A 14,482-nucleotide genomic window follows, 5' to 3' on the forward strand; every position below is an offset into this window, starting at 1 on the left:
AATTCATGACGCACATACACATTACCAAAGGCCTGGATATTCCAATAAAAGGAAAACCTTCTGGGGAGATTAAACCTTTCATAGCAGCGAGAGAAGGGGCCATGGTACATGCCCCTGGTTTGATTTCTCTCAATTTAAAGCCTTTCGAAGAAACCAAATTTAGGCTGTTAGCTAAAGTGGACGAAAGAGTTAAAATTGGGCAACCTTTGGCTGAAGATAAAGAGGCTCCAGGGCGCATGTTTGTTTCCCCGGCCGGTGGAGTAGTTAAAGAAATTCGAAGAGGTCTTAAACGTCGCCTTTTGGATATTGTGATTGAGATTGAAAAAAATGAAGAATTCCACCTCTATCCTTCTTTAAATGTAGACAAAGCGTCAAGAGAAGAAATCCTCGAGCATTTAAAAGCAGGCGGCTTATTTGCTTGTATTCGCTCCAGGCCTTTTAATATTTTGGCCAATCCCCATAAAATTCCTAAGGCTATTTTCGTAAAAGCTGTAGAATCTGCTCCGTTTGCGCCTCCTTCAGAAATGCAAATCCAAGGTCATGAAAAAGATTTTCAAAGGGGCCTGAATGCTTTAACGAAGTTGACTGAAGGAAAAGTTCACCTTGTTTACCGAGAAAACACCTCTTCTCAAGCCTTTTTGCAAGCCCAGCATGTGGAAAAGCATACAGTAAATGGCCCCCACCCAGTTAGTCATGTTTCCTTACATATTCAGCACATTGACCCTATTCGTTCTCCTGAAGATACCGTCTGGACATTGACAGCAGCCGATGTAGCTGCTATTGGATATTTTTTAACGTATGGTAAAATTTTGACAGAAAGGGTCATTAGCATTGCAGGCCCAGGAGTTATTGAAAACCAGATTGGATATTATAAAATTCGCGCTGGGCAATCTATAGATCGATTAATTGCCGGTAAAATTCGCCAAGGTTCCAATCGATTGATTTCTGGCGATCCTCTCATGGGAGAACGAGTGGAAGCCAATGACTTCTTAGGTTTCTATCATCACGTTCTTTCTGTAATTTCCGAAAATAGCACGCGAGAATTTTTACATTTCTTTCGGCTAGGCTCCCACAAGTTCTCTTTTAGCCGAGCTTATGCTTCCGGCCACTTCGACAATTCTCAGCGAGAATATGAATTTACGACAAATCGACATGGGGAGCATCGAGCATTTATTGACAGTTCCCTTTATAACAAGGTGATGCCACTTGAAGTTCCCTGTATGGAATTAGTGAAAGCTGTCATGGCAGAAGATTACGACTTGGCAGAAGCTCTAGGGTTGCTAGAAGTGGATAGCGAAGATTTTGCCCTTCCCACTTTTGTATGCCCCTCCAAAATGGAAATGACCGAAATCATTAAAAACGGCTTGCGCCAGTATGCGAAAGAACTTTCTAGCTAAAACGTTGCCTAACAAGTTCAAACTTTTCTCGAATTTGAGCTAACCTCACCACATCATGGTGAGAAATAAAGCTGCTAAGTAAAATTTTAGCAGCTTTCAATCGTTCAATCGAATTCTCGATGGAGTCGACAAAAGCAATCGCCTCATCAATCTGATGATCTAATAATAGACCCTTAACAATATAGCTATAAGCATCTTCTCGAAAATCTTGATCTTTAATTTCTAAAGCTAAATCTTTTGCCTGATTATACTTATGCATGGAAGCAAGCGTATTGACAATACTGCTTAAGGCGTACTCTCTACCCTCTTTATTAGAAATACATTCTACGACTTCCTCAGCCGTGGGAAGTCGATTTTTTTTAGCTAATGTGCGGGCAATCTTTTGGAAGATTTTATCCCGTTCATCCACGTCTTTGATACTTTTGGCCAGTTCAATGGCGCGCTCAATTTGGTTGGCATATACCATTTTCTCAACAGGAGAGCGGCTAGGATTTAATAATTGATCAATAAGCTGAACTAAAGGCTTAGCTGTGACCTTGTCTACGTTAACGGATCTTATAGTATCCAGCGCTTTTTCCACTCGATTGATCTGCATTAACCTTTTAACAATACTTACTAAGGACTTAGACTTTTCTGCTAGATTTTTGATTTGCCCAATTACTTTGACCGATTTTTCAATAGGTTCTTCATGCTCTAGAAGTAAATCTACAGCTAAATGAGAAGGGCTTAATAGATTGGATAAATACTTGCGCAACAACTGCTCAACAGCTAAGCAGGTTGCTTTCCCCCATATAAGATTCTCTACCAAGCTATCTAGTTGCTCTGAAGAGAAGACAACTCTCCCTTTTTCTTCCGCAGTTAACTGAACAAGTTGCTCTGCAGTTTGATGAAAATTTTGGTCTAGCGCAAGGGGTTGTAGAACTTCTGCCCACTTCTGTTTTTCTACTGGGTAGATCATCAAATCGGCTAACAAAAGCTTTTGCATGGTTTTTGCTTGAAAGATTAAATTTGACATAGAGCGCGCAGCTTCCACACCGATAGAGCCAAATTTTCCTGCTAAAAGATCTTCGGCAATAATAAAAAGCCGCTTACCTGTTTGGGGGTTATGCTCTTCAAATGAACCGAATCGAGGGATAGGAATGGGATATAAAAGAGCTTTAACGGCTCCCCAAATTCTTCTTTCCTCTTTGATTAGACGAAAAGCATAGTTTCGTTTTTTATCCTTCTCTTTCTTTTGCAAAGAAAGGAAATATTTTTTAAACAAGAATCCCACAAGCAAATCATCTTTTGGCGTTAGCCGTTTGAATTTTTTGTCTTCCATAGCTCCCCAAAGAGGAAATTTCTGTAGAAACTAAACCTTAATTTCAAAAATGCCTATTCACTCGACCTTCGCTTAGTTAAATTCATTGTAACATATTAACTTTTTAATTAAATTTTAATTTTTAAATTATTTGTTTAATTAACAAATTCCCCCAAATAAATCTTTTTAAAAATAATTTTCCTTTAGTTGGATAGAAACAGGAAAGATAAACAAAAAGAGGTCTCGAAAAGAGATCGATTAGCATGGCTGCAGCAAATTCTTGCTTTTTCCTTCTCCTATAGGTAATGTAATACTCTTCAATCGCAAAATTCCTAAGCTTAATTTGTACTTATGAAACACATCTTTCACCTTTTTTGCTTAATGTTTGTGTTTTCATCAGCTTTTCCTACCACTTGGACAGCTCCTACTGCTTCGGGCAATCTTTTCGAGGATCTTTTGATTGTGGATTATTGGAACCGGCGTATTCATGATCGCATGCCTGTTTACTATAACCACTTGCTTCAAGGTGGTTATCTTAATATGCCTTCTGCGCGTATGGGCCAAGAAGGAGAAATGGGAGCCGGGCTTTCTTACGTTCCACCTTATCATACTTATAATCTGCGTTTTCAAGTTTTAGAACGGTTAGAAATTTCAGGGAATTATCGGGTTTTTAGAGGAATTCGGGACCCTGTTTTAAGTCCTTATGGCTTTGGGGATCTTTCCGATAAAGGGGCCAATATCAAGTTTGCCATCCTAAAGCCAGAAGAGAGCGATTACACCTTACCAGGGCTGGCTGTTGGGTTAGAAGATTTTATGGGAACGAGCGCCTTTAAAGCGCGCTACGTTGTTTTTACTCAAGTTTTTCTTCCTCAAAACCTTGAGATCAGCTTAGGATGGGGCTGGCACCGCATACGGGGTCTGTTCGGAGGGATCCATTGGGTTCCTTTTCGTCAAGATTCCCATCCCCTTTTAAAAAATTTGGCTCTTGTCGCTGAATATGATGCGATTCCTTATTGCGATCCCCATATCGAAAAACACCCCAAAGGAAGAGATAAAAAATTGTCCTTTAATTATGGGATCAAATACAGGCTGGGAGATTTTATTGATTTGTCAGTGGGGCAAGTGAGAGGAAGCAAATTCGCTTTCTCAGCAGCTGCTAACTATAATTTGGGAACCACTAAAGGATTTTTGCCAAAAATTGATAACCCTATGCCTTATCAGGCCCCTCGCAACATTGAGCCTCTGGGGGAGAGACGCCCTGAAATGGCTTTAGTGCAAGATTTGGTCTATCCCTTTCGCAAGCAAGGCTTTGATTTAATTAAAATGGACATTTCGCCTAATTGTGAAGGGGAGATAACTTTGCGTATGCATGTGGAAAATCGCATTTACCGAACGCAAGGTGAGATCCGTACACGCTTAAATCATCTGCTCTCAAATCTTTCCCCGCCTAACATCGATCACATTATCGTAGTCATTGAGGCAGAAGGGCTTCCCTTGCAAGAGTACCGCTTTGCGGGCCGCTTTTTACACGCTTTTGGAGCTAAAGAAATCGCAGCTCCAGAGTTAAATGTTTTGAGTCCAGTAGTGGATGTCAGTTTTTCTAATCCCAGCTGTAGCCGGATAATATTTGACCAACCTAGAAATCGATTTAACTTGGAACTTTTTCCAAAAATGAACACCTTTTTCGGAAGCTCCTCCGGAAAATTTAAATATTTGTATGGCTTACATCTTGCTTTTGACGGGTATCTTTTCAAAGATATCTACTACACCCTTTTACTAGGATATACCTTTGCCTCGAATCTAGAGGATGTTAAAGACATAGATCGCCTGAATCCCTCGCAGCTGATCAATGTTCGCACGGATATCGTGCGTTATTACCACCAAAGGGGAATTACACTCGATCAAGCTTACCTTCAAAAAAATTGGAATATGGGGAAAGGGTGGTTTTCACGGGTCTCTACAGGCTTGTTTGAAGAAGCCTATGGAGGGATCGCTGCGGAAATCTTATTCTACCCCGTTTGCTCCCCTTTGGCAGTAGGAGTGGAAGGAGCAGTATTAAAAAAACGCACTTACCAAGGCCTAGGTTTTACGAACAAAATTCGAAAATTAGAAGGGTTTGTCCCTACCTATCGCAAATTTCTCGGCCAACAATACTTTGTAAATTTTCATTATGATTGCCAACCCCTTAATATGGATTTTCACCTTAAATGGGGAAAGTTTTTGGCCAAGGATTGGGGAACGCGTTTAGAAGTCACACGCTATTTTGAAAGTGGACTGCAAGTTTGCTTTTGGTACTCTCGCACTAACGCAAAAGATTACATTAATAGATCTCGTTATCAAGATCGGGGGGTAGCTGTTTCCGTACCCTTAGATCTCCTCTATACGCACAGCGACCGTAAACGGTGGGGCTATGGCCTCTCTGCTTGGTTAAGAGACATTGGAGTATCTGCTTATACGGGAGATCCCCTTTTCAAAGCTATTCGAGAAAGCCGGCAAGACTAATAAAAATAAAGACTGATTGCTTTACCTAGGTAGAAATTGTTTAGCTCAAAAGCTCCATCCCGACCTCAGCAATTGAGCCATTCGCTCTGCGCCATATGTTAAAATGAAATCGGCCCCCGCTCTTTTAATCGAAATTAAACTTTCTGTTAAAACGCGATCGGCATCAATCCACCCTTTTTCGGCAGCAGCCATAATCATCGCGTATTCTCCACTGACATGGTAAGCTGCAACCGGCAAAGTCGTGATCTCTTTAATGCGATAGAGGACATCTAAATAAGCCAAAGCGGGTTTTACTAACAAGAAATCAGCGCCTTCTTCTTCATCACATAAACTTTCTCTCAGACCTTCTCGAGAGTTGGCAGGATTTAATTGATAGGTTTTCTTATCTCCAAATTTGGGAGCTGATTGCAAGGCTTCCCGGAAAGGGCCATAAAAAGCCGAAGCATACTTAGCAGCATAGGCCAAAATATTCACTTCTATATGCCCTTGCGCATCCAACGTTTTCCGGATATGGGCGACTCTTCCATCCATCATATCACTGGGGGCAATCACATCCGCTCCGGCATCTGCAGCTAAAAGCGACATCCTGGCAAGAACTTCTAAAGTGGGATCATTTAAAATCGCCCCTTTTTCATCCACTAAGCCATCATGGCCATGGTCAGTATAGGGATCTAATGCCACGTCAACCATCACGCACAGTTCGGGGATAGCTTTTTTTAGCGCATAGACGGCTTTCTGCATAAGATTACCTTCTCGGATAGCCTCTGAACCAAGGGAATCTTTGGCTTCAGCTGAAATCACGGGAAACAAATCAACAGCCCGAATTCCTAATTCATAAAGTTTAATCGCTTGATCAATTAACAAATCGATCGATAAGCGAAAAACTCCTGGCATACTTGCAATAGGTTCTTGCCGTTTTGTCCCCTCCAATACAAAGAGGGGAGCAACAAGTTGCTGAGCATGCAGATAGTTTTCCTGCACAAGGGCTCTAATAGCAGGTGTGCGCCTATTCCTTCTCAAACGTTTATCGATAAATAGGGGCCCTTTTCTTTCAAAATCTAAAGGGGATTGTGCAAACATACAAATCCTTTAATCACCATACTTTTTATTTCACTCACTCGCCAAAAAACAACGAGCTTGCACCCTAGGCCTTTTAAGCATACTCTTTTGCTAAGTAAAAAGGGGAAATTTGTTGCTTCTGAGGTTATCTTATAAACCCGAGCATTTTTGGAACAGAAAAGGAAAAAAGTCTTCCCCCTTACCAGCTTCTTCATCCCCCTCAAAGCTATGCGAAAAAATTAATTAAACACAATGATTAAATCATCTCGTCTTAATGGGACAAAAAATAAGATTGACGACCAACATGCTTCTTTTTATGATCTTTGGCATCAATTCATTTAAACCCAAAGAGGACATCATGCAGTACAAGATTAATGTGGGAGACGGGCTTCCGCGGCTTAAGGCTAAAGATCAAGAAGGCTTTGAAGTTACGGAAGAAGATTTGATTGGCAGCCCCCTTGTTTTGTATTTTTATCCTAAAGATGATACGCCAGGCTGCACCAAAGAAGCGTGTGAATTTCGAGACAGAATGGAAGATCTCGATAAACTCAACACGCTAGTGGTGGGTGTAAGTCCTGATAACGAGGAATCTCACCAAAAATTTATCAGCAAACACAAACTCAATTTCACCTTACTGTGCGATGACAATTTGGAATTAGCGCACAAATTTGATACCTTGCGAGATACCATCGAAAATGGGCAAGCTGTGCGGATTCCAGAACGCACCACTTTTGTAATAGATAGCGATGGCATTATCCGTTGGATTGAACGCCCCGTTAAATTAGAGGGCCATTTTGATCGCGTGTATCGAGCTGTTCAAAAAGTGGTGGAAGACTTCGAAGAAGGCGATTTAGATTTTTCGAGGGAAGTTTTAAAAAAAATTGAAAATGAATCTTTGGAAAAAAAGCCCCTTTCCTAATAAGGGGCTTTTTTCCCGTATCAAACAACAATCCTATGATTAGTGTAACTATTCTGACAAAAAACAGCGAGAAGCATTTAAGAGAGGTTTTAAAGCCTCTTTTAGAATTCCATGAAGTTGTCATCTTTGATAATGGTTCCACGGATCAAACTTTAGAAATTGCTAAACAATTTCCCAATGTTTCCATTCACCAAGGAACCTTCAGCGGATTTGGCCCTACTCACAATCGCGCCTCAAATCTCGCCAAAAATGACTGGATTTTGTCTATCGATAGCGATGAAATTGTGACCCCTGAAATGATCGCGGAAATCCGCCAAACAGAACTCTCCCCCACATGTGTCTATTCTTTTCCCCGACACAATTATTTTAACGGCAAATTTATTCGCTGGTGTGGCTGGTACCCGGATCGGCAATTTCGCTTATACCATCGTAAGCAAACAAGTTTCACAGATGCGCAAGTACATGAAGCGATTAAGACAGATCATCTGACCAAAATACCCTTGAAATCTCCCCTTAAACATTATTCATACAGCTCGATCACAGATTTTTTAAATAAAATGCAAACTTATTCCGACTTATTTGCTAAGCAAAACCAACGGAAAAAATCTTCCTCTGTGACTAAAGCTATCTTACATGGTTTTTTCGCTTTTATAAAAAGCTATTTTTTAAAAAGAGGATTTATGGGTGGCTACGAAGGTTTTGTCATTTCCACCTACAATGCTAATACTGCTTTTTATAAGTACCTCAAACTTTATGAAGCCAATAAAAATAATAATATTCTTTAGCCTTTAACTTGTTTAGTTAGCCCTATGAAAAATATATATTTATTTCTATTTTTAATTTTTTGCTTTCCCCTCTTCTCTTTTCAGTCCTCTTTATCGGATCCTGAAAGCCTTAGCCATCTCTACCTCCATCATGCCATTAATGTCATCACAGGCACCTTGCATGAATCTGAAACAGATCTCACTACACTAGGACCTCAACCTTTAGTTTTAAGTCGGATTTACTATCCGCAGGAACGGGCTATGAACCCTTGGGAGCATGGCTGGCAATTTAATTATCCCCCTTATCAAAATCTGTTAAGGGATAAGCCTTGCGAGGACCTACTTGAATACGACAGCCAAGGACGTTTGATAAAAATCTGTAAAAAAGGTTGCACGAATGGTTGTGAGAAGCCTTGGATTTCTTTTAAGTATTCAGAGGATAACCCTCTTCAATGTGAGGTAAAAAGCCATGATGGACAAAATTTGAAGTATTCTTATGCGCCTTATGTTAATTCTAAAAATCAGCTTTGTCACTTGTTAGAAGAAGTAAAGCTTCCCTCAGGGGCTGTGTGGAAGTACCGTTACCAAGACCACCCGCTTGAAAATAAAATATTGCTGACCCGTAAAGAGGGGCCTCAAGGCTATTTCATCCAAACAGAGTACTACGATCAGGAAGAAATTTTAACCACCCCTTCTAAAGAAGGTCCCTTAAGAAACTTTAGCTGCGGAAAAATCAAACGGCAATGGCAACCGAGTGGGGCAGATAAAACTCCTGAGCAAACCCTTCATTTGTTTTATTCTCCAGGAAAAACGGAAGTTTTTGATGCGTTAAACAATAAGACAGTTTACCACTATAACGCTTATGGTCAGATCACCTCTATTGAATCCTATTTGAAAGACCCCTTTTGTGATCCTATCCTTTATCGCAAGGAAAAGTATTATTGGGACCCTACTCTAAAGGTAAATGCCCCCCTGGGTAAAGCAATTGAAGATAGCCAAGGAAATGTGTGGCTATGTCAACGTTTTTACTACAACGACTCAGGCAGCCTAATTCAAGAAACTTTGTATGGCAACTTAACAGGTCATTCTCCTTTGCCTATTATTTTGGACGAGGGAGGAATCCCTAAAGATCCTTCCCTTGAGCATTATTCTTCCTATTATGAGTATGAAGGCAAAAACCTGAGCCAAATTAGAAGCGACAACGGCTCTTCTGTATGTTTTGTATATGAAAATCAATGGCTCAAAGGCAAGTTTTACCGAGAACATGAACGGATTCGAATCCGAGAATTTTACGAGTATAATGCGGACGGCGTGTTAATCAAAACCATCACGGATGACGGTTGCTCATTCGATTTAAACGATCTAGATCACGTTTCTGAAAGGCAAATCACTTACACGCATTTATTTCAAACAGGTCCTTTTGCTGGCCTCCCCTCTGTCATTGAAGAAAAAAGCTTCCATTTAAGCGATCAAACAGAGCATCTACTAAAACGGATTCAACATTTTTACTCTCCTAATCATAAGCTGATCCGCAGGGACATTTTCGACGGTCAGCAAAACTTCAGCTATTCTGAGATGCAAGATTACGATCGTTTTGGAAACCTGACGTATCTCTCCACTCCAACCTGTACGCAAGAATACAAGTTCGATATTTATGGCAACATGCTCTTTAACAAAAAAACGTGGACGTCGGGAGAATCGGAGGAAATTCTCCAGGAATATGATTATAGAAACCGCCTCATTCGGCAAGAAATCTTTTCTTCTTCATCTTCTTCAAAACTCGCCTTGTTTTCCTACGATTCCCAAGGAAATAAAATCGCTGAAGACGATGGATATGGAAATACCACCACTTTGGTATATGATGGGCTCAACCGCCTGGTGCAAACAATTTCTCCTGCCGTCCACAATGAAAGAGGAGAAAAAGTTCATCCCACTTTAGCCTATACCTACAATCTCTTTGATCAAATTGCTTCGATCACCAATCCCAAAGGGGAAACAACTCATACCACTTATAACATTCGGGGAAAGCCCATTAAAATTGAATACCCTGATCACTCAGAAGAAGCGTTCGAGTATGCCTTAGATGGTTCCTTGAAAAAATGGCATATGAAAAATGGATGTTCAATCGAATATGAGAGAGATTTTTTAGGAAGGGTGACGCAAGCAACCTTGCTGGACTCTCTTGGATCCCCCCTACACTCCACCCAAGCGACTTACTCAACAAGCCACTTAAAAACTGTCAGGACTCCTCCTGGCATCGTGGTCGACTACTTGCATAGCCCCTCGGGCAAGCAAATTGGACAAATTCAGCATGTGGATGGCTCATCTCTCCATACAGTGCACCATTATAATATGCACGATCAACTTCTCTCTACAGAAGAATGGGTTGGGCCAGACAAAGAACTTTATACAAAAACAGCCTATTATCAAACAGGCTCTCTGATAGAAAGCCAGCAAGGTAAGGTTTTGCAGGAAATCAAATCTAAACCCTCTGCTGCCCAATTAAAACATGAAAAACGGTGGACAAATACACTGGGTCAAAATGTTTTGTTCTGCGAAGAAATAGATAAAAACCAAAATTTAACAACTTCCTTCTATGATGCTCTGGGAAGGATCGTTTCAATTGTAAAAACAAATCGTGAGGGGGAGCTCTTATTCTCACAAGAAATTCGGTATGATCTCGCTGGGAACAAAGCGTGGCAGAAATCACAAAATGGTAAAAATACCCTTATTCATGAATGGGAATATGCCCCTGGCAATCATTTAATCAAACATATTGAAGGTAGCGGACTGGCTTGTGAACGGGTCACCTATCACCTATATGATAAGGACAGGCGCGTCAAGACAATCAAGCCAAACGGGGTTGAACTCATGACCGTTTACAATTCCAGGGGGTTAGTCGAGCATTTCTTCTCTTCTGATGGAACGATCGATTACTCATATGTTTATGATACGATAGGACGCCTTTTGCAAATTAAAGATCATTGCCTGCAGCAAATGACCACAAGGGAATATTCCCCTTTAGGCTTTCTTATCCACGAAGAACTAGGGCATGGTTTTCAAATCTCTCATCAATACGACGCCAAAGGAAGAAAAACACAAGTTACGCTTCCCGATCACTCCGAGATCCGTTACCACTACGACCCTCTCTTCCTTAAAAAAATTCAAAGAATTTCCCCTGAGGGAAGGATTTGTTACCAGCATACCTATACGTACGATATACAAGGGCAATTAGAAACTTCGGAATTAATTCAAGGATTAGGCAAGATTCACTATCGCTACGGCCCGAATGGGGATTGCAAAGAAATTCACTCTCCTTATTTTAAGGAGACACTGCTCTATGACTCAAGAGGTAACCTTAAAAATTGCACGACTACCTGTCCTCATGCCAACTTTAATGCCGACTATTCTTACGATTGCTTAGGCCAATTAATTCAAGAACAATCCTCCCATTTTGAACACTCCTATCTATTCGACTCGCTGTATCAAAGGGTAAAAAAAGATCAAGTGACTTATTCTTATGACGATCTCTTCCAATTGTTAAAGGGGGCTGACGAATCTTTTGAATATGATCAAAATGGAAATTGCACTGCTCATACTTTAGATAATCAACGCGTCTCATACACCTATGATGCTCTAGATCGCCTGATTCGAGTCGATCTAGGCCAGCAACAGCAAATCCATTATCATTATGATTGTTTTAATCGTCGCCTATCAAAGAGCGTTAAAGTTTTTGATCCTTCTAAAAATGGTTGGTATCCAGACAAGCAGAGCTTTTTTTTATACGATGAGGATCGGGAAATTGGAGAAATAGACAAAGAAGGAAATATTCAAAAACTGCGGATTTTGGGCCTTGGAATAGGAGCTGAAATTGGAGCCGCTATTGCGATGGAAATTCAGGGAAATGTCTATGCCCCCATTTGTGACCACAGAGGCTCTATCAGTTGCTTAGTTGATGCCAAAACAGCAGAAGTCATCGAAAGCTACTGCTATTCTGCTTTTGGAGAAGAGCTTATTTATAACGAGCTAGGGGAACAAGTTGCCTATAGCCCTGCAAACAATCCGTGGAGATTTTCAAGTAAATATCGAGACGAAGAAACCCAATTGCTCTTTTTTGGAAGGAGATTTTATGACCCTCGCAATGGGCGTTGGTTAACCCCCGATCCTTTACGAGCCGATTCTCCTAATTTTTATACTTACGTAAACAATCACCCCCTTAGTCAAGTGGATTTGTACGGACTATTCTCTGTTAAAAGCGCCTATCAGGCATTTTCGGATTTTACCCAGCAACTGGCACTCCCTTTTGGCTCTTCTTCTTTAAAGCAATGTTTAAAAAAATGTGTGGAAAACCTCATCGTTCGCCCTTTTTTCCATCTTACCGATTTTCATATTTGCCCCTCCCTGGCAGGCATATATGGTCAACGAGAAAATAGCGACCGGGTACGGGTCACCATGATCAATGGAATTTTAAATACCTTTGAAGATTTTAGCGTAACCTTACAAATGTTTTCCGAAACCCACGGAGGAGAAAACATTCATTATGTTTTTCGCCCAACACAAGGGTTGTTCTCAGATTTGTTACAAGCTTTTATGTCAAAAATAGGCTACGCTTCTCCCCATGTAAGGCAATTAGCAAACACCTGGAAAGAAATGATCCAGGAGATGGGTGGAACAGAAAGTGGGGGACTTGTCATCCATTATGCTCATAGCTTAGGTGGCACAGACACCTACACAGCGACTCAATTATTAACCCCCGAAGAAAAAAGAATGCTTAGGATTTTTACGTTGGGCTCCCCCTCCCTATTTTCTAGCCATGGATTTGAAAGTGTTTTCAATTATGTGAGCAAAAGGGACGGGATTTCTTTATTTGATCCTGTGGGTTATTTTTCAGGGATTCTTTCTCAAACCTCTAATGTCACTTACATCGGATCCTTCAGGGGCGTTCCTCTTATCGACCATTGGATTGCGAGTGTCACTTATACAGAGCTTCTAAAACTGCTAGGAGTTAAATTTTTGCAATGTTACCCTTATATTGATCAAATTTAGCTTATGGCAGGATGTGGTTAGAGAAATTCCTCCCCGCAAAATCTTTTCAAAGTGCTTGCTTGTAAAAAATAGCGCTAAATTTTGCAAAAATTGGATTTAACCTTTTTGACAAGTAGGCTCAAGGCATCTGGGGATAACCCCATGCCATTTTTTAATGGTTGGCCATTTCTCTTTTTTTTCGTCCACAAGCACAATAGGCAGTCTCAAAGATCGCAAGCAGGGATACCCATTGCTTGGCACTCCTACATAGGTTTTCTTTCCTATTTTCCTCTCTATATAAAGGTAAGGGTGAACCACTCTTTTATCCTTTTTAGAATCCCTTATGGATAGGTAGTAGTTACAAGAATTTTGCTTTTGCAGGTTAGAGCTTATCTGTTCAGTTGTAGCGCCTATAAAACGTTGTTTTTCCTTGAAATTTTTATTTATAAATTTTATTTAAGGTAAAAATTTAGCAAAGTCTTTGCTACCAATTATCCCTTAGGGGGTTGTTCCCTTGTTCTAACTATTTCTTTAAGATACAGGAGTTAATGATGATCCCAGACGTTACGACGCTAATCGTAGTAGGGAATATCCTCAACAGACCGACCAACTCGGTCGACGTTCCTGGTTTGGGAAAAGCAACGATTAAAATTACATTTACTGATTATAAGATTACCCAAATCGTTTTTAATAGAGAAAGGCCAAACCTGACTGGAAGTGCTAAAAAATATTCCTCGCCTGCATCAGACCAACAGCGCTGTCATATTGAAGGATGGGCTTCTATTAAAGAAAAAATTCAGCAGCAATATGAGGGTCAAGATGCAGCTCTAACACCCGACCCATTAAGATATTGGAAGAATGAAACCCCTGAAGGAAAATTAGCAAGATGCCGCAAGGAAACAGCTAAAAAAATAGGAGACGAAGCCTTAAAGATGTTCAGAGCCCCAAAGAATATATTTTTAGGCAAAAAAGAATTTAACAATTTTACTGGAAAGATAAGCTGGCTTTTATCTCCCTGGGTCAAAAGACAAAAAGAACTCCAGTTTCCTTTAGAAATTCCGATCCCCCATGCTAAAGGAACGGATAAAAAATTTGGAGCGAGTCTCAAAGAGTATTTTCCAAATGGCTATTTAATTATTCAATCGGAAGAAAAGCTTGGAGAGTTATATAGGTTCGTTAATAACCAAACATCAACAGACCTAACGATAGAAGATTTTTTAAGCCGCTACTACGGGGATTCCAGCACCAGCAGCAGCAGTAGTAGCACTAGCACCAGCATTAGCACTAGGAGTAGCAGCAATAATGCGCGTCCTAGAGGCCAAGCTTCTCCTAAGGCAACGTCCAGTCTAAAGCTAACACGATTCTTTAGAAAAAGATCTTTTGAGAATAATCCAAGCGATATTCCACCAAGCCTAAATGCACATTCTCCTCAGGAAGCTTCTCAAGCTCCTGTTGAGCCAAAAAAAGAAAAGCGCCCTCGATTGGACGAGTAGCCGAACTTTAATTCTCCATACTT

The 14,482-nt window shown here is 40.6% G+C and carries 8 protein-coding genes; 6 read left to right on the top strand and 2 right to left on the bottom strand.

All coding sequences use genetic code 11. From position 1 onward, the window contains the following. Positions 1–5: 5 nt before the first annotated feature. Entirely contained in the window at positions 6–1,397 is a 1,392-nt protein-coding gene (locus PARA125_RS01720) for a Na(+)-translocating NADH-quinone reductase subunit A (protein ID WP_213156999.1), read from the top strand. Here PARA125_RS01720 and PARA125_RS01725 read toward each other — a convergent pair. Then, positions 1,390–2,718, bottom strand: coding sequence for a hypothetical protein (locus tag PARA125_RS01725; protein ID WP_213157000.1), 1,329 nt, complete (start codon positions 2,716–2,718; stop codon positions 1,390–1,392). The two genes, PARA125_RS01720 and PARA125_RS01725, sit on opposite strands and share 8 nt — an antisense overlap. A gap of 330 nt (positions 2,719–3,048) precedes the next feature. On the opposite strand from PARA125_RS01725, the gene PARA125_RS01730 reads away from it, so the two are divergent. Continuing rightward, on the top strand, positions 3,049–5,199 hold the full coding sequence (locus PARA125_RS01730; protein ID WP_213157001.1) for a YjbH domain-containing protein: 2,151 nt from the start codon (positions 3,049–3,051) through the stop codon (positions 5,197–5,199). A gap of 45 nt (positions 5,200–5,244) precedes the next feature. Here PARA125_RS01730 and hemB read toward each other — a convergent pair whose 3' ends face one another. After that, on the bottom strand, positions 5,245–6,279 hold the full coding sequence (hemB, locus tag PARA125_RS01735; RefSeq protein WP_213157002.1) for a porphobilinogen synthase: 1,035 nt from the start codon (positions 6,277–6,279) through the stop codon (positions 5,245–5,247). Between the two features lie 337 nt (positions 6,280–6,616). Here hemB and PARA125_RS01740 point away from each other — a divergent pair, with 337 nt between their 5' ends. The 4 genes from PARA125_RS01740 to PARA125_RS01755 all read left to right on the top strand — a co-directional run bounded on the left by PARA125_RS01740 (position 6,617) and on the right by PARA125_RS01755 (position 14,459). After that, on the top strand, positions 6,617–7,177 hold the full coding sequence (locus PARA125_RS01740; RefSeq protein ID WP_249274116.1) for a peroxiredoxin: 561 nt from the start codon (positions 6,617–6,619) through the stop codon (positions 7,175–7,177). 35 nt (positions 7,178–7,212) lie between these two features. After that, a complete protein-coding gene (locus PARA125_RS01745; RefSeq protein WP_213157004.1) occupies positions 7,213–7,962 on the top strand; it encodes a glycosyltransferase family 2 protein in 750 nt (249 codons plus the stop codon). A gap of 24 nt (positions 7,963–7,986) precedes the next feature. Then, on the top strand, positions 7,987–12,987 hold the full coding sequence (locus PARA125_RS01750) for an RHS repeat-associated core domain-containing protein (protein WP_213157005.1): 5,001 nt from the start codon (positions 7,987–7,989) through the stop codon (positions 12,985–12,987). A 527-nt stretch (positions 12,988–13,514) separates the two neighbouring features. Further along, complete coding sequence (locus PARA125_RS01755) at positions 13,515–14,459, top strand: hypothetical protein (RefSeq protein ID WP_213157006.1); 945 nt, start codon at positions 13,515–13,517, stop codon at positions 14,457–14,459. Positions 14,460–14,482: the final 23 nt, after the last annotated feature.

It is taken from the genome of Parachlamydia sp. AcF125, from assembly GCF_018342475.1.
Lineage (GTDB): Bacteria > Chlamydiota > Chlamydiia > Chlamydiales > Parachlamydiaceae > Parachlamydia.